Origin of the sequence: Serratia sp. BNK-10 (assembly GCF_047456065.1) — a bacterium.
GTDB lineage: Bacteria > Pseudomonadota > Gammaproteobacteria > Enterobacterales > Enterobacteriaceae > Serratia > Serratia ureilytica.
On sequence record NZ_CP179894.1, the window covers coordinates 2,427,394 to 2,448,359 of the forward strand.

Here is a 20,966-nt window from a genome sequence, read left to right on the forward strand (position 1 = left end):
TATGGCGGCCAGGAATGAAATGCAAACCGCGTTGTGTGATGCAAGCCGCAATTGCGGCGATGCCTTTTTCGCGCCCTATACCGGCACGCGGCGGCTAATCTCCACCACCTGATCGCTGGGCAGGTAGTAATAATCCGTGACGTGCATGCCGTTGCGCACCATCAGCGCGAACAGGTTGCGCTGCCAGGATGGCAACCGGTCGTTCGCTTCGCGGCGCACCACGGTCTCGTGCCCAAGATAGTAGGTCGCCTCGTCGAAGTTCAGACCGGATTTCTGCGCCTCGACGTGCTGCAACAGCTGCGGGATGTTAGGCCGCTCCATAAAGCCATAGCTGGCCACGCCGCACCAAAAGCCCGGCGACAGCTCGCGCATTACCAAACGTTCAGCATTCGAGACCCGCGGCTCATTGACGATGGCAATGGTGAGTGCCAGCACGTTGGCGTGCAGCGAACCGTTGCGCTTGACCTGCCATTTCATCACCGGCGGCGTCCCCTGCAGGCTGCGAGTCAGGAATACTGCGGTGCCCGGCACGCGCGGCACGGATTCGCGGCGGATTTTCTCCAGGAAATCCTCTACCGGCACTGTCGTTTCACCGAGGGTGCGCGCGGCCGCCAGCACCCCGCGATGCCAGATCAGCATCACGGTATAGACCGCGGCGGCCAACAGCAGCGGGATATAACCGCCCTGCAGCACTTTAGTCATGTTGGCCGTCAGGAAGCTCAAATCGACCACGAAGAAACCGCCCGCCACCAACAGGCTGGCGATCGGCCCCCAGCGCCACACCTCGCGCATGGCGACGAACAGCAGGCCGGTGGTCATGATCATGGTCAACGAGACGGCGATGCCGTAGGCGGCGGCCAGATTGTCCGACGATTTAAAGAACACGGTCAGGAACAGCGTCACCACCATCAGCAGCCAGTTGATGGCGCCAATGTAGATCTGCCCGTAACTTTCCTCGGTGGTTTGCCTGACCCGCAGCCGCGGCAGCCACCCCAGTTGGATCGCCTGCCGGGTCATGGAAAACGCACCGCTGATGATCGCCTGGCTGGCGATGATCGTCGCCAGCGTGGCCAGGATCACCAGCGGGATCAGCAGCGCCGGCGGGCATAAACGGAAGAAGATGTTCTGCGTGACATCGGCGCCGCTCAGGATCAGCGCGGCCTGACCGGCGTAGTTAAGCAACAGGCTGGGAAAAACGATGCCGAACCAGGCCAGCCAAATCGGCCGTTTGCCGAAATGCCCCATATCGGCATACAGCGCTTCGGCGCCGGTGACGCACAAAAACACGCCGCCCAGCACCAGGAAGCTGGTCAGTCCGTTGGAGAACAGAAAGTGAATGCCGTAGAGCGGGTTCAGCGCCAGCAATACCGCCGGATGCTGGATGATGCCCCACACGCCCAACGCAGCGATCGACAGGAACCACAGCGCCATGATCGGCCCGAACACGCGGCCGATGCGCGCGGTACCCAGCGGCTGAATGGCGAAAAGACTGAGCAAAATCACCACCGCCGCCGGCAGAATATAGGGCTGCGACGCCGGCAGCACGATGTTCAGCCCTTCGAGGGCCGAGAGCACCGAGATGGCCGGCGTGATGGCGCCGTCGCCGTAAATGAGCGCGGCGCCGAACAGGCCGGCGAACAGCACCAGCGGCCGGGATTTTCGCTTGCTGACCAACAGCGACATCAGCGCCATGATGCCGCCCTCGCCGCGGTTGCCGATGCGCATGGCGAACATGGCGTATTTGAGAGAAGTGACGATCACCAGCGTCCAGAATATCAGCGACAGCAGGCCAAGGATCACCGGCGCCGAAGGCGCGTCGCCGGAGAGAAATAGCACGGTTTTCAGGGTGTACAGCGGGCTGGTGCCGATATCGCCGAACACCACGCCCAATGCGCCCAACGCCAGCGGCGCCAGCCCCGTCTTATTCACGGTTTCCGTATCATTGCCGACAGACATCTGCTCGCTCCTTGACGTTGCGCTGAGAGTGGGAATTATTGTCACTTTGTGGCCGTCGCGCCACGTGATCGGCAAGTTAAGCATAGCCGTCATCTTCGCCAGTGACAGCATCGCGCGTTGAAGCTTCAGCAATCATCGCCGGTGAGCAACGGTTTAAAAACGCCCACCCCGGAGGGCCTATTACTTTCCTGTTGGCGTGGCGTGCGTCGTGGGAAAGTGAAATGAACGTCCGGCTCCCCCCTGTTTCCGCCCGGCGTTACGCGAGCCGGCTCTCATCGGCTTCGCGGCGCAGCCACTGCCGCAGATTTTCGCCTTCCTGCGACAGCTCGCTATCCAGTCGAGCGCACAGGTAATAATCGCGGCCGTCGTCGATCGGCAGATCGAACATTTTAATCAACTCACCGCTTTCAAGGTACTGGGCGATTAACGGTTCACGCATCAACGCGCACCCTAACCCCGCCTGCACCGCCGCCAACGTCAACAACCCGTCCTCAAACATCGGGCCGATACTGCGCAGCGGGCGCTTGACGCCGGCCTGCTGAAACCATTGCATCCAGGTATTGCGCTCCTCGTCGTGCAGCAGCGGCAGCGTCGCCAGCTGCTCCGGCGTATCGAGCAAACCATGCAGTTTACTGAATGCCCGGCTGCACACCGGCACCATTTTGCCGGACATCAGCTTCTCGCTGCGATAGCCGGTCCACTGCCCGACCCCGAAGCGGATCGACAGGTCGGCGGCGTCGCTCAGGTAATTGCGGTGGTTGGCGTAGACCACATTGATGTCGATATCCGGATTTTCGCGCAGGAAACCGCGCAGCCGCGGAATGAACCAACCCATGCCGAACAGCGGGATCAGGCTGATGGTCACCTGCCGCGACGCGGATTGCTCGCGCACGTGTTCGGTCGCCTGGCGCAGCACGTTGAACGCCGAGCGAATCGAACGGTAATACTCCCGCCCCTCGCTGCGCAGCACCAGGTTACGCCCCTGCCGTTCGGTCAACGGCATCTGCAAAAATGCCTCCAGCGTTTTGAGTTGATGACTGACCGCCGAAGGCGAAATCATCAGCTCGTTAGCCGCCGCGCTGATGCCCCCCAGGCGCGCGATGGCTTCGAACGCCCGCACGGCGCGCAGCGGCGGATCGTTCGGCAGCATCGGCAATGGCTCATCGTACTGTTCTGTTTTTTTCATATATTGACTGTTTTTGGGAAATCGACACTGAAGGAATGGATTCAATATACATAAAAATCAACGCATTAAAATCACTCGTTTTTTGTATAAGAAAGTATTTTTCCGTATTTTACAATTTTTTTAAATTCTCTACTGTGACCCTCCTGACTCATTATCTCCGGACTCTCTCTATGGATACGCTGGTACAGCAAACCGTCAACGGTTTGATGCTCGGCAGCATCTATGCGCTGATCGCGCTCGGTTACACCATGGTGTACGGCATCCTGCGCATCATCAATTTCGCGCACGGCGACGTGCTGATGGTCGGTGCGCTGAGCGCGTTGTCGGCGATAAGCGTGTTGCAACACCATTTTCCCGCGTTACCGCCGTACGCCACGCTGCTGCTGGCGGCCCTGTTCGCCATGGCGGTCTGCGCCATCACCTCGATGGCGATCGAGCGTCTCGCCTACCGCCGATTGCGCAATGCACCGCGCCTGGCCCCGCTGATCAGCGGTATCGGCGTCTCGCTGCTGCTGCAAACCCTGGCGATGCTGATCTGGTCACGCAATCCCCTGATGTTTCCGCAGCTGCTGCCAATGACCCCCATCGCCCTGACCGCAGGCAGCGGCGGGCATGCGCCGGCGGTGATCACCGGCACGGCGATCGTCACGCTGGCGGTGGCCGTCGCGGTCATGGCCGGCTTATGGCTGCTGGTCGAACACAGCCGTTTCGGCCGCGCCATGCGCGCCACGGCGGAAAACCCGCAGGTCGCCGGCCTGATGGGCATCAGTCCTGACCGCATCATCGTTCTGACCTTCGCGCTCGGCGGCGCGCTGGCGGCGGTGGCCGGCATCATGATGGCCAGCAACTACGGCAACGCCGGTTTCTCGATGGGTTTTCTGCCGGGCATCAAGGCGTTTACCGCCGCCGTGCTCGGCGGCATCGGCAACCTGCGCGGCGCGATGCTCGGCGGATTGCTGCTGGGCCTGTTCGAATCGCTGGGCACCGGCTATCTCGGCGAGCTGACCGGCGGCGTGTTCGGCAGCAACTACCAGGACGTGTTCGCGTTTCTGGTGCTGATCGCCGTGCTGGTCTTCCGCCCCTCCGGGCTCTTGGGCGAACGCATCGCCACGCGCGCATAAGGACATCACCATGACCGTTTTGACTCCTCCCGTTCCTCTGGCCACGCCGCGCCGCGCCAGGCTGGGGCTGACGCTGTTCATTCTCGCGCTGCTGCTGGCGCCCTGGGTGGCGGGCGCCGCCGGGGGCAACTACTGGGTGCGGGTCGTCGACTTCGCCCTGCTGTACCTGATGCTGGCGCTCGGGCTGAACATCGTGGTGGGCATGACCGGGTTGCTGGACATGGGCTTTATCGCCTTTTACGCCGTCGGCGCCTATTTGGCCGCGCTGCTGTCGTCACCGCATCTGACACAGCAATTCCCGCTGCTGCTGCAGTGGTTCCCCGACGGGCTGCACCTGTCAATGCTGGGGCTGATCCCGCTGGCGGCGCTGCTGGCGGCGGCGTGCGGCATCCTGCTCGGCGCGCCGACGCTGCGGCTGCGCGGCGATTATCTGGCGATCGTCACGCTCGGTTTCGGCGAGATCGTGCGCATTCTGATGCGCAATCTGGATCGCCCGGTCAACCTCACCAACGGCCCCAAAGGCATTTCCGGCATTGACCCGGTCAGCCTGTTCGGCCTGAAGTTTTCCGGCATGCATGAGTGGTTCGGCGTGCGTTTTTCCGGCCTGTACCTGTATTACTACCTGTTCGCCGCCCTGCTGCTGGCGATCCTGTTTATCAGCCTGCGGCTGCAGAACTCGCGCATCGGCCGCGCGTGGACGGCGATCCGCGAAGACGAGGACGCCGCGCGGGCGATGGGCATCAACACCCGCAACTTCAAGCTGCTGGCCTTCGCCATCGGCGCCACCTTTGGCGGCGTGGCCGGCGCGCTGTTCGCCGCGTTTCAGGGCTTCGTGTCGCCGGAATCGTTCACCCTGCAGGAATCGATCGCCGTACTGGCGATGGTGGTGCTCGGCGGCATGGGGCACATCCCCGGCGTGATTCTGGGCGCGCTGCTGCTGGCCGCCCTGCCGGAGCTGCTGCGCAGCAGCATGGGGCCGCTGCAGCAGGCGCTGTTCGGCCAAGTGCTGATCGACCCGGAAATCATCCGCCAACTGTTTTACGGCCTGGCGCTGATCCTGGTGATGCTGTATCGCCCGGCGGGCCTGTGGCCGGCCCGCCACGCACGGGGGAACGCCGCATGACGCCGCTGCTCGCTTTACACCATATCAGCAAACGCTTCGGCGGCCTGACGGCGGTGGATGACGTCAGCATGAGCATCCGCCAGGGGGAAATCTACGGCCTGATTGGGCCGAACGGCGCCGGTAAGACCACCTGCTTCAACCTGATCACCGGCCTGTATCGCGCCGACGCGGGCGAGTTCCGCCTGGCGGGCCAGCGCTATAAGCCCCAGGCGATCGACAAAGTGGCGCAGGCCGGCATTGCCCGCACCTTCCAAAACCTGCGGTTGTTCAATGAAATGAGCGTGCTGGAAAACGTGATGGTCGGCTGCCACGTGCGCACCCGCAACGGCCTGTGGGCAGCGATCGCCCGGCACCGGCGCGCGAAAGAGGAGGAACAGGCGGTGCGCGATAAATCTCATGCGCTGCTGGAGTACGTCGGCATCAGCCAATTCGCCCATTACCGCGCCGGCGATCTCGCCTACGGCCATCAGCGGCGGCTGGAGATCGCCCGCGCGCTGGCGACCGAGCCCCGGTTGCTGGCGCTGGACGAACCGGCGGCCGGCATGAACGCCGGAGAAAAAGTGGCGCTGCGCGAACTGCTGCTGCGCATCCGCGACAGCGGCAAAACGCTGCTGCTGATCGAACATGACGTCAAGCTGGTGATGGGCCTGTGCGATCGGCTGACGGTGCTGGATTACGGCAAAGCGATCGCCGAAGGCGAACCGGCTCAGGTGCGGCGCGAACCGGCGGTCATTCAAGCCTATCTGGGAGGCGGCGCGCATGTCTGAAGCCCTGCTGAGCGTTAAACGACTCAAAGTGTCTTATGGCGGCATTCATGCGGTCAAAGGCATCGATTTCATGGTGAACGCCGGCGAACAGGTGACGCTGATCGGCGCCAATGGCGCGGGCAAAACCTCGAGCCTGCGGGCGCTGACCGGCCTGCAGCCGTTTGAGGGCGACATCCTGTTCGACGGCCGTTCGATTCGCGGCATGCCGCCGCACCGCTTGCTGCAGCAAGGGCTGGTGATGGTGCCGGAGGGACGCGGCATTTTCACCCGCCTGACGGTGCGAGAAAACCTGCAGCTGGGTGCCTATGCGCGGCGTGACGCATCGGCGGTGCGGCAAGATTTCGAACGCGTGTGCGCCACCTTCCCACGGCTGAGCGAGCGCCTGCATCAACCGGCCGGGCTGCTTTCCGGCGGTGAACAACAGATGGTGGCGATGGGCCGCGCGCTGCTCAGCCGCCCGCGGCTGCTGATATTGGACGAACCGTCGATGGGGCTGGCGCCGATTGTGGTAGAGGCCATTTTCTCGGTCATCAAGCAGTTAGCCCGTGACGGCGTCACGCTGCTGTTGGTCGAGCAGAACGCCCGCCTGGCGCTGGCGTCCACCGATCGCGCCTACGTATTGGACAGCGGCAGCCTGAGCCACAGCGGCCGCTCCGCCGACATGCTGGACGATGAAAAAATCAAACGGATCTATTTGGGTGAATAACCGTTGTTACCTTTAACCGCACCAGGAGTATGACATGCAGCAGAACATTCGCATCAAGCCGTTGGCGCTGGCCGCCATGACAATGATCCTGAGCCTCCCGGCGCTGGCGGACGACACCGTGTTGATCGGTCTTGCCGGGCCGCTGACCGGCCCTTCCGCGCGCATCGGCAAAGATCTCGAAAACGGCGCACGGCTGGCGATCGCCGATGCTAACGCACAGAAACCGACGCTGAACGGCAAACCGGTCACCTTCAAGCTGGTGTCCGAGGACGATCAGTCCGACCCGCGCACCGCCGTGGCCGTGGCGCAGCGTTTGGTCGACGAAGGCGTCGCCGGCGTGGTCGGCCACTGGAACACCGGCACCAGCATCCCGGCGGCGCGCATCTATCACGACGCCGGCATCGCTCAGGTGGCGCCGGTGGCGACCGGTCACGGCTACACGCAGCAAGGTTTTGACACCAGCTTTCGCGTGATGGGCCACGACGACGACGGCGGCAACTACGCCGGGCAATATGCGGTGAAGACGCTGAAAGCCAAGCGCATCGCAGTGATAGACGATCGCACCGCTTTCGGCCAGGGGCTGGCGGACGAGTTTATCAAATCGCTGCAGGCCCAGGGCGTGCAGCCGGTCACCCGTGAGTATGTGGATGACAAGACCGTTGATTTCAGCGCCGTACTGACCACCGTCCGCAGTAAAAACGCCGATCTGATCTTCTTCGGCGGCGTGGATTCGCAGGCGGCGCCGCTGGCGCGCAAACTGAAACAGCTGGGCATGAACGCGCAGCTGATGGGCGCCGGCGGCTTCGTCAGCCAAACCTTCCTGACGCTGGCGCAGCGGGAAGGCGAAGGCGTCGTCGCGCTGGAGCCGGGGCTGCCGCTGGAACAGATGCCGGGCGGCAAGGCGTTTGAACAAGCCTACCGCGATCGTTATCACACCCACATCGAACTGCATGCGCCCTTCGCCTACGACGCCACCCGGGTGCTGATCGCCGCCATTGAGCAAGCCGATTCGGCCAATCCGGCCGATTATCTGCCGAAACTGCGCGCCATACATTACCAGGGCGTCACCGGCGACATCGCCTTCGATGCGCAAGGCAACCTGCAACAGCCGAGCTTCACCCTGTACCGGGTGGTTGACGGCAAATGGCAGCCGCAAACCGTGTTGGGCGGCGCCAAGTCACAATAAATCAAGAGGAGCAAGGCGATGAGCTGTGCAAAAAACGAATTGGGCATTTTGGCCCGCAGAAAGATCGAGGCGGAGATCATCAAGCCGATCTACCAGATTCTGGTGCGTGAAATCGGCAAGGCGCGCGCTCAGGCGGTAATCGGCGAAGCCATCGAGAATGCCGCCATCGAGGCGGGCAAACAGTTCGCCGCCCAGGAACCGAACGGCGCGGATCTGCGCAGCTTCGCCGCCTTGCAGTACCTGTGGGAAAAAGACGATGCGCTGCGCGTCGAGGTGATCAATCAGGACGCGCAGCACTTCGACTATAACGTCACCCGCTGCCGCTACGCCGAGATGTATCACGAGATGGGGCTGGGGGAGATCGGCCACCTGCTCTCCTGCGCTCGCGACAGTCAGTTTATCGTTGGCTATGCCCCTGACGTCGACCTGCAGCGCAGCCAGACCATCATGTCCGGCGCCCCCTGCTGCGATTTCCGCTACACCGCTAAAACGCCGGGAGAAGATCAATGACGTATCGAGTCAACGGCGAGCGCCTGTGGCAAAGCCTGCAGACGATGGCGCAGTTCGGCGCCATCGCCAATAACGGCGTCACCCGGCTGGCGCTGAGTGAAGAAGATCGGCAAGCGCGCGATCAGCTGCGCGCCTGGGCGCTGGAGGCGGGTTGCACCGTACGCGTCGACAAAATGGGCAACATGTTCCTGCGGCGTGAAGGCGCTCGCCCCGAGCTGGCGCCGGTCGTCACCGGCTCGCACGGTGATTCGCAGCCCCGCGGCGGCCGTTTCGACGGCATCTACGGCGTGCTGGCCGGATTAGAGGTTATTCGTACCCTTAACGATCGGCAGATCGTCACCGAACGCCCGATTGAAGTGATCAACTGGACCAACGAAGAAGGCGCGCGCTTCGCGCCGGCGATGATCGCCTCGGGCGTGTTCGCCGGGGTATTCGACCTGGAATACGGCCTGACGCGCCGCGACGAGCACGGCGTCAGCCTCGGCGACGCGCTGGAGCGCATCGGCTACGCCGGCGAGTATCCGGTGGGCGGTTCGCCGATCCATGCCGCCTTCGAGTTGCACATCGAACAGGGGCCGATTCTGGAAGCGGAGCATCTCGACATCGGCGTAGTCACCGCCGCACAAGGGCAGCGCTGGTATGAACTGGAGGTCGTCGGCTTCAGCGCCCATGCCGGCACCACGCCGATGGATCGGCGCCGCGACGCCCTGCTCGGCTTTGCGGCGCTGGTCACGGCGGTCAACCGCATCGGTTGGGATTTCGCGCCCGACGCGCGCGCCACGGTGGGCATGGCGCAAATCACCCCCAATTCGCGTAACGTGGTGCCGGGGCGCGTCTTTTTCAGCGTCGAATTCCGCCATCCGCAGGAGGCTATTCTGGCGCAGATGGAGCAGCGCCTACTGGCGGCGGTAAACGAGGTCAACGGCGGCGGCCTGGCCGCCCGGGCCGAGCGCATCTTCCAGTATCCCCCGATCGCCTTCGATCCGGGGTGTATTGGCAGCGTGCGTCACGCCGCGCAGGCATTGGGCTATCGCCATCGCGACATGATTTCCGGCGCCGGCCACGACGCCTGTTACCTTAATCGCGTCGCCCCGACCGCCATGATCTTCATTCCCTGCGTGGACGGCATCAGCCACAACGAGCGGGAAGATATCACCCCCGCCTGGGCCGCCGCCGGCGCCGATGTGTTGCTCAACGCCCTGCTGGCGCACGCCGACGCCTGATCCTCGCCCCGGTTTGGCGCCGGGGCAAAAAATATTCAACAAAACGGTTGAATATTAGCCTGCCTGATCTATATTCAACCATATGGTTGAATTATCTTCCTCACAGCTGGACGCCATTTTTCATGCGCTGGCCGATCCGACCCGCCGCTCGATGTTACGCGCGCTGGCCGGCGGTGAACGCAGCATCGGCGAACTGGCCGCGCCGTTGCAGATGTCGTTCGCCGGCGCCTCCAAGCACGTGAAAGCACTGGAACATGCGGGCCTGGTGCAACGCACCGTGCAAGGAAGAAACCATATCTGCCGGCTCGAACCCGAGCCTATGGCGCAGGCCATGCACTGGCTGCAAACCTATGAACATTTCTGGACTGAACGGCTGGATGCGCTCGAACAGGCGCTGCTGCAGCCCGAACAGCTTCCTCCCAAGGAGTGAACCATGAATGATTACGGCATGATTATCGAACCCGGTACGCTGCGCATCCAGCGGTTGCTGCCCGGCCCCATCGAGCGGGTGTGGGCTTACCTGACCGAATCCGACAAGCGCGCCACCTGGCTGGCGGCCGGCGCCATGAAGTTGGAAAACGGCGCGCCGCTGGAGCTGGAGTTTCGCAACTCCGATCTGGCGGGCGAGCACGAGCAACCGCCGGCCAAGTACAAACAGCATGGCGGCTGCGTCAGCAACCGCGGCCACATCACCTGCCTGTTCCCGCCGCGCCTGCTGAGCTTTACCTGGGCCGAACAGGAGCAGGGGCGCCCTTCCGAAGTGACCTTCGAGTTGACGGAACAGGGAAACGCGGTGCTGCTAACGGTCACCCACCGGCGCCTGGCTAACCGCGACGAGATGCTCAGCGTCGCCGGCGGCTGGCATACCCATCTGGATATTCTGCTGGATCGCCTGCACGATCGGGCGCCGCAGCCGTTCTGGAGCACCCATGCCCGGCTGGAAGAAGAGTACCGCGCCCGCCTGTAATTACGACTCGTCCCTGCGCCTGAACGCCAGATAACCGGCGATCAGCGTAAAACTGCCGACCAGCAACACCAGCAGGATAAAACCGTGGTGATTGCTGGCCAGCGGTATCCCTCCGACGTTCATGCCGAAAAAACCGGCGACGATGTTGATAGGCAACGCCAGCACGGTGATCACCGTCAGGGTGTAAAGCGTGCGGTTATTCTGCTCCATCAGTTTGGCGCCCAGCTCTTCCTGCAGCAGCCGAATGCGTTCGGTCAGGCTGGCGAGATCGTTCAACACCACGGTGAACTCTTCGGTAAACTGCCGCAGATCCTGCACCACCTCACGGCTCAGCCAGCTCGGCGGCCGGTTCAACAGGCGAAACAGCGCGGCCGGCTCCGGCGCCAACAGGCGCTGAAAGCGCAATAGCATGCGGCGCATGCGCCCCAGCTCGGCGCGGTTGCGTTTAACGCGGCTCGTCAGCAGACGATCCTCGATGGTATCGACATACTGGTTGGCCTGCCGCACCACCTGCTCCAGCACATCCTCCTGCTCTTCCAGCAGGTGCGCCAGCAGTTCGGTGGACGACGCCAGCTGCAGCGCCGTCAGGCGGCCCAGCAACCGCTCGATCAATCGCACCGGTTTATGACGCACGGTCACCACCAGCCCACGGCGGCAATACAGCCACAGCGTCGCCGTTTCCGGGTTGTTGTCTTCAGGGTGGAAGATCACGTCGTTGAGCACGGCGAACAGATCGTCGCCCTGCCGCTCGATGCGAGTAGTGTGGGAACCGTGGCGAATTTCGTGAAAGAAAAAATCGGAAATGGCGAAATGGTTTTTCAGCCACTTCTCCGCCGCCGCGTGGTTGAGATTGAGGTGCAGCCAGATAAAACCGTCGCCGGGCGACAACGTTTGGTAAGCCAGGCAAACCTGCTGCGAGTTCAGGCGCGCCGGCGGCTCGCCGGAGCGAAACGCATGGCCGTAGATCAGCCCGGTCACTTCATCATCAAAATCCAGCTTGTGCATCTTTTCCGCTGCCCTTTGCACCATAACGCCTTATCCTGCCTATTGCCGTTAGCCCAGATCGTCCACGCTGTTATAACAATCTTTATCGCTCGGCGTTAATGATTTTCAGCGCTCCAGATCATTAATATTTTCGTCATAAAAACGTCATTTCATTTTAAAAAGTTTTCATCCCTTGCCCGTTCAGCAACCGCACAATGGCTAAATGAATATAGCGGCTGATACCCTCCATCATGCAAGACACATTCATTTAAGGAACACGCTCAATAAGGAGACAACGACAATGAACAAGTTTATTACGGGCGGATGGAGCCAGTCTCTGGCTGGCCAACCGCATAAAGCGTTCGATGTCATGATGTACGGCATGGTAACCAACCTTGATGGCTTAACCACAGGCACCTCAGCCCAGCCAGGATGGAGCCCGGAAAAACAAAACAAACCCGATACGCTTCCCGGCTTTAACGGAAAGACGCTATGGGTTTACGGCGGCGGCGGATGCTCCCCGCAGCAAAAGCCGGCCAATGAGGATGAAGTGTTGAGGATCGTCGCGGCCACGGTCGATCGGGGCTGGGATGGCGTCGATTTTGATGACGAATGCAATATGAACACCGAACGGGTCATCGAAGCCATGAAACGGCTAAAAGAGGCCGGGAAAGAGACCAGCTTTGGTTTTATTGCCGGTTATTCTTACAACCACCCCAATACGGAAAATGGCAACAAGCTCAACGAGAAAGTCAGAAAAATCATTCAATCAGACCAATGCGACCGCTTTATCCATTACTGTTATGCGGCAGCGATGTGGAGCAATGACGATATTCTCGCTAATGTGATCCCGGCATTAAAACATTCGTTGGCGAACGAGGCCGAAAATAAAAAATGCATTCTGGCCCTGACGACCAAAGGATTGACCGACTGGAATTTAAATTACTTTATCGATCAGGTTTTGGACTTTAACCTTGGCGGATTATTTATTTGGAATTACGCTAACCTGACGGATGAGCACGATAAAATAATCCAGCGCCGGCTAGGCAATTAGCGCAGTTCGATTTGTCGCCACACAACAAGCGGCCGCATTCGCGGTCGCTTTATCAGCTAAAGAAAGGGCTATTCAATAAATCCCAGTTTAAACTGCGCCTTGCCCGCCAGCGACATCAGGCTCGCATCTTCAGGATAGGTCGCCAGCAGCGGGAAAAATACTGCGCCGCCGATAATGCTGCGGCGCTTTGAATCTGCCGGGCGCAGCCCCCAGATATTCTGGTACGTCATCGGCACAACCTGGCCGTCAATGAGCGCATTGCCGATATACAGCATGATATGGCCCGGAATGTAAACCAGCGTGGTGAAGGGTTTGCCGTGATCTTTGAGATAGCGCAGCCGTTCACTGGTGTTCGCTTGAGCAAGATCAACCACGCGGGTGGCCGCCTGTATCTGCGCGGCGGAATTTCTGGGAAGAAAGAGGCCAAAAGGCATCAACAGACTGCGCAGTTCGGCGGAGCAGTCATTATTGAAGTTATAGTTCCCCCAGCCATAAGGCCTGCCGCTCATTGACCGCATCAGTACGGCAAGATGTTCGGGCGTCATTTTCCACGGCATGGCGGCAAACTCCCCCTTCTTGACAACGACCCGGCGCATCTGTGCGCGGCCATCCTCTCGGCGTACCGGCACGGCGACCACAAAAAGGCCCTGTCGGTGACGGTAAAATGGCAGAATCGTGCCGTGGCGCGCCGTAAAATAAAACTGGCCGCCCGTTTGCACCGAAACCGGCTGTTTAATGAATGCCCCCAGATTTTTCCCCGCCAGCGCCAGCCATTCGGAGACAAACCGCTGATCCGCCGCCGCGATGTCTTCGCTATGCACCCAACCGATCACCGTAGGCGACATGACGTATTTCCAGCGTTTATCGCGGCTTTGCGTAATAACGTATACCGGAGTGCCGGGGCGGATAGACGAATCCTGCAAATTATCAAAGGGATAACCTTGCCCAGCCAGGCGAGGATCGTCATAAGCCGGATCGTCCGTCGGCAGGATCCTGACCAGCGTCTCCCTGACCGCAATGCCTCGGGCCGAAGAATGATAAACCTGGCTAATGTCCGTAGAAGCGTTATCTCTGACTTGCTGTTTCCAGCGGTCGGTGTGAGTCCTGAAGTTTTCCCCCAGGAGACACTTCCACGGCCAAGGTATTTATCCATTGCGGCATCACGGTGGCTTTCCGCTTCGCGGTTCAGGACGGCAGCGATGTAATGCGGATTCCAGGGGGACTCATCGTTCGGCCCCATGCCAAAATAGTGAGATTTGAGGGCGGAAAAATGACGTTGCTGCGTGGCGGCATCCATCACGGGCACCCGCCGCTGCGGGCCGGGCGGCAACCATTTATCGACAGACTGCGAATAGTTCCCCAGCGGGAACAGCGATTTGGTGGCATCGATAGGGGCTGTCGCCATGGCGTCTTGAGGGGGCTGGCTGACCGGCGCGCTGTGGCAGGCCGACAGCAGCAGAAGAGTCATCAAAACAAAGGGTTTTATTCCATTAGGCATTTTTCATCATCTCCGTGACAGGTGAAAATTTCTTCTTTATCCTGACCAGAAATGATTGCAAATGATACTCAATAACACTACTGATTGACGCCAGGTTGAGGAACAAAACGCAAAAGCAAGCTGACCGGCTTGCTCCTGCTCATTCATATTTTCACCACGTCAACAGGCGATCCAGCGCCGCCACAGTATCTTTACGGCCGTTAAACGCCGCCCGATACCAGACAGTGTCATGTGCGGTCACCAGTTGCTCGCTAACCCAGCGTTGCCGAGCCACATCGCGCAACGCGCGCACGCTGTCGACGGTTCTGTACACCAGCCAAACGCCAAACAACGCGCCGGCCAAGGCTACCCACAGATAAGTCGCCGCCGCCAACTGCGCGATCAACAACAGCAACAGCGCCATCTGCAATACGGTTTTACCGGCGAAGGCGCGCAGAAAAAAGATCTGCATCGGGTATTCCAGGGCAAAACAAGGATTGGTTAACACCTGACGGGTTTCCTGTACCGGAATGCCCTGCACATAGACCATCCAGTGCGAATCCCGCCGGGGATTCATCGCCAGGCCCTTTTCCGTCAGTTGATGCAGCCGTATCGAAACGGCGACCGGCCACACAACCCCGAGCAGCAGGCAGTAAAAAATTGCCGCGTTAACGCCACACAGCCCCAAGCCGAGCGCAGCCAGCACCGCCAGCAGAACCTTGCCGGAGTAAAACCAAAATGGCACCACCTGATAATTCATAAAGCTCCCTCTTCGGTGAATTCACAGTTCTGGTAGATTACGCCTTTATCAGGACGATAACCGCTGCGGAACAAAAATTTTCGCTATCGCGCAGAACGCGATCCTGCCGCCTGTTCCGCGCCGCCAAACCTGTTACGCTGCGGGTTTGTTTTTTGACAGGAGTCCTCCATGCGCCAACGCATCATTGTCTGCCCGCTGATTGAAAACGATAACGCCTTCCTGCTGTGCAAAATGGCCGCGCACAAGGGCGTATTTCCCGGCCAGTGGGCGCTGTCCGGCGGCGGCGTCGAGCCGGGTGAGCAGATAGAGCAAGCTCTGCGGCGCGAAGTGCGCGAAGAGCTGGGCCCCGCACTGATCCTCGACAGCATCACGCCCTGGACCTTCCGCGACGACGTGCGCATCAAAACCTACGCCGACGGCAGTCGGGAACAAATCTACATGATTTACTTGATTTTCGACTGCCACGCTGCCAACCGCGACGTGACGATCAACGATGAATTCGACGACTACGCCTGGGTGCCGCGCGAACGCCTGGCGGACTACGATCTGAACGAAGCCACCCGCTTCACGCTGCGGCAAAAGGGATTGCTGTAACAGTTTGAGCGATTATCACCCTATTTCCTTCACATTTGCCGGGCAGACTCTTTTGATATTTTTTAATCACTTAGGGTCACTATTGCCGTCGCTATGCTTTTATTTCTCCCTGTTCTCCGTCTGTCCGTCCGGCGCTTCGGCGCCGCCCTGTTCAGCCTGCTGTTCGTTTTGGCGCCCGCCCATGCCGCCGCGCCGCCATTGGTGTTGAATGCCAAATCGGTGCTGGTCGTCAATCAGCGTACCGGAAAAACGCTCTATCAGAAGCAACCGAACCGCGTGCTGCCGATCGCGTCTCTCTCCAAGCTGATGACCGCCATGGTCGCCCTGGACAGCAAACGCCCCATGGGCAGTCAACTCAAAGTCACCGCCGCCGATCGCGATCTGCTGAAAAAAACCCATTCGCGGCTGACCATCGGCTCGGTGCTCAGCCGCCGTGACATGCTGCACATCGCCCTGATGTCTTCGGAGAACCGCGCCGCCGCGGCGCTGAGCCGCAGTTATCCCGGCGGGCGCAAGGCCTTCGTGGCGAAAATGAATCAGAAAGCGCGCGCCATCGGCATGAAACGCGCCCGTTTCTACGATCCGACCGGGCTAACGCCGCGCAACGTAGCCACCGCCAACGATCTGCTGAAAATGGTCAATCACGCCTATCGCTATCCATTGATTCGCCGCTTCAGCACCGACAAGCAGCAGATCGTGCGTCCTGGCCGCGGCCAGCTGGTCTATCGCAGTTCCAACGGTCTGATCAACAACCCGGCCTGGAAGATCCAGCTGCAGAAAACCGGCTTTACCGACGAGGCCGGTCACTGTCTGGTGATGCGCACCACCATCAAAGGGCAGCCGGTGGTGATGATCTTGCTTGGCGCGCAGCCGCGCTACGGCCACTACCGTGACGCCATTCGTCTGAAGGCCTGGCTGGAGCGGTAAAATCGCGGCGCTTTACCGTTATGCGCATATCCAAATCCGTTTTTGGATCAATGGAATATCCTATCGCCAATCAGTATTAAGCCGCGCGCCGCCCGCATGGTATTTGTCAGGCATATCTGATGATGAAAGGAGCGGGAAAAATGGCTTATGCCTTGAGCATATTGGAAAAAAGTCCGATCGCCGACGGGGAAAGCGCCGCGCAGGCGCTGGCGCGCACGCTGCAGCTGGCGCAACGGGCGGAACGCTGGGGGTATCGGCGTTTCTGGCTGGCCGAGCACCACAACACGCCGCAGCTCGCCTGCCCGTCGCCGGAAGTGCTGATCGGCTACCTGCTCGGCCAGACGACGCGCATTCGCATCGGCTCCGGCGGCGTGATGCTGCAGCACTACAGCGCCTACAAGGTGGCCGAAAACTTCAACCTGCTGGCGGCGCTGGCGCCGGGACGCGTCGATCTCGGGGTGGGCAAAGCGCCCGGCGGGCTGCCGCTCGCAACCCAGGCGCTGCAGGCGGCCCACGATCGGCAACGCAAGCCGGACTTTCCTCAGCAGCTGTCGCAGTTGACCGCCTATCTGAACGACGACGCCGAGCCCGGCCTGAGCGCCACACCGCTGCCGCCGCAGGGCGCACAGCGTTTTCTGCTCGGTGCCAGTAAAGAAAGCGCAACGCTGGCGGCCGAGTCCGGCTGGGCCTTCGTGTTCGCCGCCCATTTGAACGGCAATCCGCAGGATATCCGCGACGCGCTGGAGCACTACGCCGCACACAGCGGCGGCCGCAAGGCGCTGCTGGCGGTGGCGGCGATCGTGGCCCCCAGCGAGGAACAGGCCGCGGCATTGGCGGCCGACATTCGGCAATACCGCGTGCACATTGCCGGTGAGCAGAGTGTGACCATCGGCAGCCTGGCGCAGGCGGAGAGTTTCGTGCAGCAGGCCGGCGCCACCGACTACCGCATCGAGCCGCGGGAAAGCCATGTTCTGCTCGGCACCGCGCAGCAGGTGCATCAGCAACTGGCGCAGCTGCAGCAACAGTACGGCGTGGAAGAGTTCATCATCGACACGCCGATCGCCGAACCGGCCGCCCGGTTAGCCTCGCTGCAGTTACTGGCGGAGGAGAGTTTGACGCCGGCTTAGTTGATCGCCGCCGCCGCCCGCATGGCTTCGGACAGATCCTGTGCCAGCGGCGCCAACTGCGACGGCGTGACGTTCGCCAGGCTGACGCGGAGCGCTGGGCCGCCCTTCAGGCGGAAAGGTTCACCGCCCTGCACCAGCCACCCCCGCTGCGCCATCAGCTGCGCGGCGGCGGTTTCCGAGCGCACCGGCACCCACAGATGCAGCCCTTCACCTACCGCCAGCGCCGTGTGATTCAACGCATTGAGCCGCTGGACCAGCTCATCCCGTCTGGCCTGATACGCCTGTTGCGCCCGCTGCAATTGCCCTTCCTGCAAGGCTTGTTCCCACAGTCTGGCGGCGATCTGCTGCAAGATATGGCTGACCCAGCGTTCGCTGATGTACTGATCGGCGCGCATCGCCTGCAGCAAGGTCGGGCTGCCGCAGGCCAACGCGATGCGCAGATCCGGGCTGAGAAACTTGCTGAGCGACAGCACGTACAGGCCGCGATCGCCGTCGAACGGCAGATGCAGCGGCTGCTGCGACAGCGGCCCCCAGAAATCGTCGACGATCGCCAGACACTGCGGATGGCCGCGCAGAAAACCTCGCCACTGCTGCGCACGTTGCGCTGAAAGCGAAGCGCCGGTCGGATTATGGGCGCGCGGCGTCAGGATCACCGCGTCGGCCGTGCCACTCTCCGGCAGCCGACAGCCCTGTTCATCCACCGCCAGCGGCAGCGGCCGCAGGCGCAGGTGACGCAGCAGCGTCAATAGCGGCGGCCAGCAGGGATCTTCCACCCACACCGCCGCCCCAGGCTGGGCATGGCAGCGCAGCGCCTTTTCCATCGCGTCCAACGCGCCGGAAAACACCGCCGGTTCCCCCAGGGCCACGCCCTGGCGCCCGAGCCACTCACGCCCGAGACCGGTCAATACCGGCAGGTCGCCGCTGATGTCATAGCCGTTTTGCTGCGGGAACACCTCCGCCGCGCCAAGCCTCAGTGCCGGCAGCAAAGCGGCATCCAGGTTGCCGCTGGCCAGATCGCACATCCCCGCCGGCACCTGGCGCGGCGTATAGGCCGCACTCACCGCCGCCAGCGGCGGCTCCAGCACCACCGTACCCGCCCGCCCGCGCGTCGCCACCAGGCCGGCATCGCGCAATCTGGCGTATGCGCTGGCCACGGTATTCGGATTGACCTCCAGCTCCGCCGCCAGCTGGCGTACCGGCGGCAACAGTTCGCCCGGCCGCAGCGCGCCGTTTTTGATGCGTGCTGCGATCTGCTCGGCAATCTGGACAGCGCCGCCGCCTTTTGCATACAATGAAGCCATACATAAATCCTTTTGTACTAGTTCAAATAAGATTAGCAGTTTCTGCGGCCAAAAGTAAGGGGTTCCATGGATAAACATTACGTGCTCGACATTCAGTATGCAGGAAAAGCCTTTGCCCGCCTGCAGCTGTTCACCCCGTGGGCAGCCGATCAGCTGGAGCAGGCCTGCGCGCTGTTCCCGGCCGCACAGGGTTATCAGGTGCAGCTCAGCCAAGTCAGCGAACGCCGCATCGTCTACCAGAGCGGCGCGCAAGGCATCACGGTGCTGGGCGAGTCGCTGGCGCTGATCCCCTTCACTCACGCTAGCGAGGTTAAACAATGAAAAAAGCCGTCGCCATTCGGCACGTCAACTTTGAAAACCTGGGCATCCTCGGTTCCCTGCTGTCACTGCGCGGCTATCAGATCGATTATTACGATGCCGGCCGCGATGATATTCGTGCTATCAATAATGAAGAGACCGATCTGTTGGTGGTGCTCGGCGGGCCGATCAGCGCCGCTCAGCACTTTTCCGGCGAGCAGCGATATGATTTTCTCGACCATGAATTCGCGCTGGTCAAACAGCGCCTGGCGCAGCGGCGGCCGACCCTCGGGGTTTGCCTCGGCGCGCAAGTGATCGCCCAGGCGCTGGGCGCTGAAGTTATTTCGCTCGGCGTGAAAGAGATAGGCTTCGCCCCGCTGACCACGCCGCCGGCGGAAGAGGAGTCGGTGCTGGCGCCGCTGGCCGACACGCCGGTACTGCACTGGCACGGGGATATGTTCATGATCCCGGACGGCGCCCGCTGCCTGGCCGGCACGGCGGTATGCCCGCATCAGGCCTTCGACTATCAGGGGTTCGCGCTCGGCCTGCAGTTCCATTTGGAGGCGGATTATCGCGATATCGAACGCTGGCTGATTGGCCATGCCTGCGAGCTGGAACTGGTCGGCATCGCGCCCCAGACCCTGCGCGACCAGGCCGCGCGCCACGGCGCGCAGCTGGAACAGCGCGCGCGGCAGGTGTTCGCGCGCTGGCTGGATAACAACGAACCAAGGAAGTAACTCATGCAACAGGCTTCACCTTTGCGGTCACCGTCTATCGACGTGATCAGCATTCAATCTCAGGTGGTCTACGGCAGCGTCGGCAACGGCATCGCCTACCGCGCTCTGCTGAAAAAGGGACTGGAGGCGCTGCAGGTGCCCAGCGTGCTGTTCGGCTGCCCGCCCTATTACGGCAAACCGCACGGCGGTGTCATCTCCGGCGATTGGTTCGGCGGTTTTCTCGACGACCTGATCGCCCGCGGCGTCATGAAGCGCGCACGGGCGGTGATCGTCGGCTACCTGGGCGACGTGATGCAGTGCCATATTCTGGCCAACTGGCTGCAGCGGGTGCGCTCGCTCAATCCGCAGATAAACATCTATATCGATCCGGTGATGGGCGATTACGGTGAGGGGATCTACGTGGATGAGCGCATCGTCAACTGCTATCGCTCGCCGTTCCTGCGGCTGGCCAACGGCCTGACGCCGAACGGTTTCGAACTGGAGCAGCTGTGCGGCCGGCAACTGAGCAGCCGCGAGCAGACACAACACGCCGCGCAGGCGCTGTTGAACGACACCACCGAATGGGTGTTGGTCACCAGCGCTCCGGGCGTAGCGCAACACGAAGACGAAGTGGGATTGATGCTGGTCACCCGGCAGGAAACGCAGTGCTTTACTCATCCGAAGGTCAAATCGGCGGTCAAAGGCACCGGCGATCTGTTCACCGCGTTGCTGGTCAGCCATCTGCTGCAGGGCGCTGCGCTCGACGCGGCAGTGGTTGCCGCCGGCGATGAAGTGTGCGGCGTACTGGCCGAAGCGGCGCATTTCGGTTGGGAAGAGATCGGCAGCCTGCGGGCGTTAACCTAAACCCTGACCTGGGGCAGCCTGCTGCCCCGCCTCTCCCGTCTTGATTGTTTACCGTGGCAATCATTCCGCTGTGAATTTTATTTATTACTCCGTCAATGATGCGCACAGTAATGATAAATT

At 61.4% G+C, this 20,966-nt stretch carries 21 protein-coding genes and 1 pseudogene; 16 read left to right on the forward strand and 6 right to left on the reverse strand.

The window, feature by feature from the left end; all coding sequences use genetic code 11:
* Nucleotides 1–75 precede the first annotated feature (75 nt).
* Nucleotides 76–1,956 (reverse strand): potassium transporter Kup, encoded by a 1,881-nt coding sequence (locus tag ACMGG9_RS11835; RefSeq protein ID WP_193160158.1) that lies wholly within the window; start codon nt 1,954–1,956, stop codon nt 76–78.
* A 256-nt stretch (nt 1,957–2,212) separates the two neighbouring features.
* Nucleotides 2,213–3,142 carry a LysR substrate-binding domain-containing protein gene (locus tag ACMGG9_RS11840; protein ID WP_033643182.1) on the reverse strand — a complete coding sequence of 310 codons (930 nt, stop codon included), beginning with the start codon at nt 3,140–3,142 and terminating at the stop codon, nt 2,213–2,215.
* Nucleotides 3,143–3,312: 170 nt separating this feature from the next.
* Between ACMGG9_RS11840 and ACMGG9_RS11845 the strand changes: the two genes are divergently transcribed.
* From ACMGG9_RS11845 to ACMGG9_RS11885, 9 genes are all read left to right on the forward strand, one after another.
* The gene (locus ACMGG9_RS11845; RefSeq protein ID WP_042784607.1) at nt 3,313–4,263 is read left to right on the forward strand and encodes a branched-chain amino acid ABC transporter permease; all 951 of its coding nucleotides are present in this window, start codon (nt 3,313–3,315) and stop codon (nt 4,261–4,263) included.
* 10 nt (nt 4,264–4,273) lie between these two features.
* On the forward strand, nt 4,274–5,386 hold the full coding sequence (locus ACMGG9_RS11850) for an ABC transporter permease subunit (protein WP_033643184.1): 1,113 nt from the start codon (nt 4,274–4,276) through the stop codon (nt 5,384–5,386).
* Complete coding sequence (locus ACMGG9_RS11855; protein ID WP_096242285.1) at nt 5,383–6,153, forward strand: ABC transporter ATP-binding protein; 771 nt, start codon at nt 5,383–5,385, stop codon at nt 6,151–6,153. Before ACMGG9_RS11850 ends, ACMGG9_RS11855 begins: the two co-directional genes overlap by 4 nt.
* Entirely contained in the window at nt 6,146–6,859 is a 714-nt protein-coding gene (locus tag ACMGG9_RS11860) for an ABC transporter ATP-binding protein (protein ID WP_042784608.1), read from the forward strand. The genes ACMGG9_RS11855 and ACMGG9_RS11860 overlap by 8 nt, the downstream gene beginning before the upstream one ends.
* A gap of 76 nt (nt 6,860–6,935) precedes the next feature.
* On the forward strand, nt 6,936–8,045 hold the full coding sequence (locus ACMGG9_RS11865; RefSeq protein WP_346405209.1) for a branched-chain amino acid ABC transporter substrate-binding protein: 1,110 nt from the start codon (nt 6,936–6,938) through the stop codon (nt 8,043–8,045).
* A gap of 18 nt (nt 8,046–8,063) precedes the next feature.
* Nucleotides 8,064–8,555, forward strand: a complete 492-nt coding sequence (locus tag ACMGG9_RS11870; RefSeq protein ID WP_033643188.1) for an L-2-amino-thiazoline-4-carboxylic acid hydrolase — start codon at nt 8,064–8,066, stop codon at nt 8,553–8,555.
* Nucleotides 8,552–9,778: a Zn-dependent hydrolase gene (locus tag ACMGG9_RS11875; protein WP_089194801.1), complete on the forward strand. Its 1,227-nt coding sequence runs from the start codon at nt 8,552–8,554 to the stop codon at nt 9,776–9,778. Before ACMGG9_RS11870 ends, ACMGG9_RS11875 begins: the two co-directional genes overlap by 4 nt.
* An 82-nt stretch (nt 9,779–9,860) precedes the next feature.
* Nucleotides 9,861–10,208, forward strand: coding sequence for an ArsR/SmtB family transcription factor (locus ACMGG9_RS11880; RefSeq protein WP_004938187.1), 348 nt, complete (start codon nt 9,861–9,863; stop codon nt 10,206–10,208).
* A 3-nt stretch (nt 10,209–10,211) separates the two neighbouring features.
* Nucleotides 10,212–10,745 (forward strand): SRPBCC family protein, encoded by a 534-nt coding sequence (locus tag ACMGG9_RS11885; protein WP_033643190.1) that lies wholly within the window; start codon nt 10,212–10,214, stop codon nt 10,743–10,745.
* Here the strand turns inward: ACMGG9_RS11885 and ACMGG9_RS11890 are convergent, their stop codons facing one another.
* Nucleotides 10,746–11,774, reverse strand: coding sequence for a transporter (locus ACMGG9_RS11890; protein ID WP_033643191.1), 1,029 nt, complete (start codon nt 11,772–11,774; stop codon nt 10,746–10,748).
* A 256-nt stretch (nt 11,775–12,030) separates the two neighbouring features.
* Here ACMGG9_RS11890 and ACMGG9_RS11895 point away from each other — a divergent pair, with 256 nt between their 5' ends.
* Nucleotides 12,031–12,783, forward strand: a complete 753-nt coding sequence (locus tag ACMGG9_RS11895; protein WP_147880462.1) for a hypothetical protein — start codon at nt 12,031–12,033, stop codon at nt 12,781–12,783.
* Between the two features lie 68 nt (nt 12,784–12,851).
* On the opposite strand, the pseudogene ACMGG9_RS11900 reads toward ACMGG9_RS11895, so the two are convergent.
* Both ACMGG9_RS11900 and ACMGG9_RS11905 read right to left on the reverse strand, forming a co-directional pair.
* Nucleotides 12,852–14,281, reverse strand: a pseudogene (locus ACMGG9_RS11900) (SH3 domain-containing protein).
* Nucleotides 14,282–14,432: 151 nt separating this feature from the next.
* A complete protein-coding gene (locus tag ACMGG9_RS11905; RefSeq protein ID WP_147880460.1) occupies nt 14,433–15,020 on the reverse strand; it encodes a hypothetical protein in 588 nt (195 codons plus the stop codon).
* A 168-nt stretch (nt 15,021–15,188) separates the two neighbouring features.
* Between ACMGG9_RS11905 and nudI the strand changes: the two genes are divergently transcribed.
* From nudI to ACMGG9_RS11920, 3 genes are all read left to right on the forward strand, one after another.
* Nucleotides 15,189–15,614 (forward strand): nucleoside triphosphatase NudI, encoded by a 426-nt coding sequence (gene nudI / locus ACMGG9_RS11910; protein ID WP_033650314.1) that lies wholly within the window; start codon nt 15,189–15,191, stop codon nt 15,612–15,614.
* Between the two features lie 93 nt (nt 15,615–15,707).
* Nucleotides 15,708–16,541 (forward strand): D-alanyl-D-alanine endopeptidase, encoded by an 834-nt coding sequence (gene pbpG, locus ACMGG9_RS11915; RefSeq protein ID WP_147880459.1) that lies wholly within the window; start codon nt 15,708–15,710, stop codon nt 16,539–16,541.
* A gap of 140 nt (nt 16,542–16,681) precedes the next feature.
* Entirely contained in the window at nt 16,682–17,668 is a 987-nt protein-coding gene (locus ACMGG9_RS11920; protein ID WP_414162229.1) for an MsnO8 family LLM class oxidoreductase, read from the forward strand.
* On the opposite strand, the gene ACMGG9_RS11925 is transcribed toward ACMGG9_RS11920, so the two are convergent.
* Nucleotides 17,665–18,969 carry an aminotransferase class I/II-fold pyridoxal phosphate-dependent enzyme gene (locus ACMGG9_RS11925; RefSeq protein ID WP_342173728.1) on the reverse strand — a complete coding sequence of 435 codons (1,305 nt, stop codon included), beginning with the start codon at nt 18,967–18,969 and terminating at the stop codon, nt 17,665–17,667. The genes ACMGG9_RS11920 and ACMGG9_RS11925 overlap by 4 nt on opposite strands.
* Before the next feature lie 66 nt (nt 18,970–19,035).
* Between ACMGG9_RS11925 and ACMGG9_RS11930 the strand changes: the two genes are divergently transcribed.
* Genes ACMGG9_RS11930 through ACMGG9_RS11940 form a run of 3 tightly spaced genes read left to right on the forward strand, consistent with a single transcriptional unit; the run spans nt 19,036 to nt 20,846 of the window.
* On the forward strand, nt 19,036–19,290 hold the full coding sequence (locus ACMGG9_RS11930; protein WP_033643198.1) for a hypothetical protein: 255 nt from the start codon (nt 19,036–19,038) through the stop codon (nt 19,288–19,290).
* Nucleotides 19,287–20,003, forward strand: a complete 717-nt coding sequence (locus tag ACMGG9_RS11935; protein WP_046687117.1) for a glutamine amidotransferase — start codon at nt 19,287–19,289, stop codon at nt 20,001–20,003. The genes ACMGG9_RS11930 and ACMGG9_RS11935 overlap by 4 nt, the downstream gene beginning before the upstream one ends.
* Before the next feature lie 3 nt (nt 20,004–20,006).
* On the forward strand, nt 20,007–20,846 hold the full coding sequence (locus ACMGG9_RS11940; protein WP_047026046.1) for a PfkB family carbohydrate kinase: 840 nt from the start codon (nt 20,007–20,009) through the stop codon (nt 20,844–20,846).
* The last annotated feature ends 120 nt before the right edge of the window (nt 20,847–20,966 follow it).

Excerpts from the sequence above, each read along its gene's own strand:
- ACMGG9_RS11930 (WP_033643198.1), top strand. The coding sequence starts at position 19,036 with ATGGATAAACATTACGTGCTCGACATTCAGTATGCAGGAAAAGCCTTT.
- ACMGG9_RS11895 (WP_147880462.1), top strand. The coding sequence starts at position 12,031 with ATGAACAAGTTTATTACGGGCGGATGGAGCCAGTCTCTGGCTGGCCAA.
- ACMGG9_RS11870 (WP_033643188.1), top strand. The coding sequence starts at position 8,064 with ATGAGCTGTGCAAAAAACGAATTGGGCATTTTGGCCCGCAGAAAGATC.
- ACMGG9_RS11855 (WP_096242285.1), top strand. The coding sequence starts at position 5,383 with ATGACGCCGCTGCTCGCTTTACACCATATCAGCAAACGCTTCGGCGGC.
- ACMGG9_RS11840 (WP_033643182.1), bottom strand. The coding sequence starts at position 3,142 with ATGAAAAAAACAGAACAGTACGATGAGCCATTGCCGATGCTGCCGAAC.
- ACMGG9_RS11880 (WP_004938187.1), top strand. The coding sequence starts at position 9,861 with ATGGTTGAATTATCTTCCTCACAGCTGGACGCCATTTTTCATGCGCTG.
- ACMGG9_RS11835 (WP_193160158.1), bottom strand. The coding sequence starts at position 1,956 with ATGTCTGTCGGCAATGATACGGAAACCGTGAATAAGACGGGGCTGGCG.
- ACMGG9_RS11845 (WP_042784607.1), top strand. The coding sequence starts at position 3,313 with ATGGATACGCTGGTACAGCAAACCGTCAACGGTTTGATGCTCGGCAGC.
- ACMGG9_RS11920 (WP_414162229.1), top strand. The coding sequence starts at position 16,682 with ATGGCTTATGCCTTGAGCATATTGGAAAAAAGTCCGATCGCCGACGGG.
- ACMGG9_RS11885 (WP_033643190.1), top strand. The coding sequence starts at position 10,212 with ATGAATGATTACGGCATGATTATCGAACCCGGTACGCTGCGCATCCAG.
- ACMGG9_RS11875 (WP_089194801.1), top strand. The coding sequence starts at position 8,552 with ATGACGTATCGAGTCAACGGCGAGCGCCTGTGGCAAAGCCTGCAGACG.
- nudI (WP_033650314.1), top strand. The coding sequence starts at position 15,189 with ATGCGCCAACGCATCATTGTCTGCCCGCTGATTGAAAACGATAACGCC.
- ACMGG9_RS11890 (WP_033643191.1), bottom strand. The coding sequence starts at position 11,774 with ATGGTGCAAAGGGCAGCGGAAAAGATGCACAAGCTGGATTTTGATGAT.
- ACMGG9_RS11940 (WP_047026046.1), top strand. The coding sequence starts at position 20,007 with ATGCAACAGGCTTCACCTTTGCGGTCACCGTCTATCGACGTGATCAGC.
- ACMGG9_RS11850 (WP_033643184.1), top strand. The coding sequence starts at position 4,274 with ATGACCGTTTTGACTCCTCCCGTTCCTCTGGCCACGCCGCGCCGCGCC.
- ACMGG9_RS11865 (WP_346405209.1), top strand. The coding sequence starts at position 6,936 with ATGACAATGATCCTGAGCCTCCCGGCGCTGGCGGACGACACCGTGTTG.
- ACMGG9_RS11860 (WP_042784608.1), top strand. The coding sequence starts at position 6,146 with ATGTCTGAAGCCCTGCTGAGCGTTAAACGACTCAAAGTGTCTTATGGC.
- pbpG (WP_147880459.1), top strand. The coding sequence starts at position 15,708 with ATGCTTTTATTTCTCCCTGTTCTCCGTCTGTCCGTCCGGCGCTTCGGC.
- ACMGG9_RS11935 (WP_046687117.1), top strand. The coding sequence starts at position 19,287 with ATGAAAAAAGCCGTCGCCATTCGGCACGTCAACTTTGAAAACCTGGGC.
- ACMGG9_RS11925 (WP_342173728.1), bottom strand. The coding sequence starts at position 18,969 with ATGGCTTCATTGTATGCAAAAGGCGGCGGCGCTGTCCAGATTGCCGAG.
- ACMGG9_RS11905 (WP_147880460.1), bottom strand. The coding sequence starts at position 15,020 with ATGAATTATCAGGTGGTGCCATTTTGGTTTTACTCCGGCAAGGTTCTG.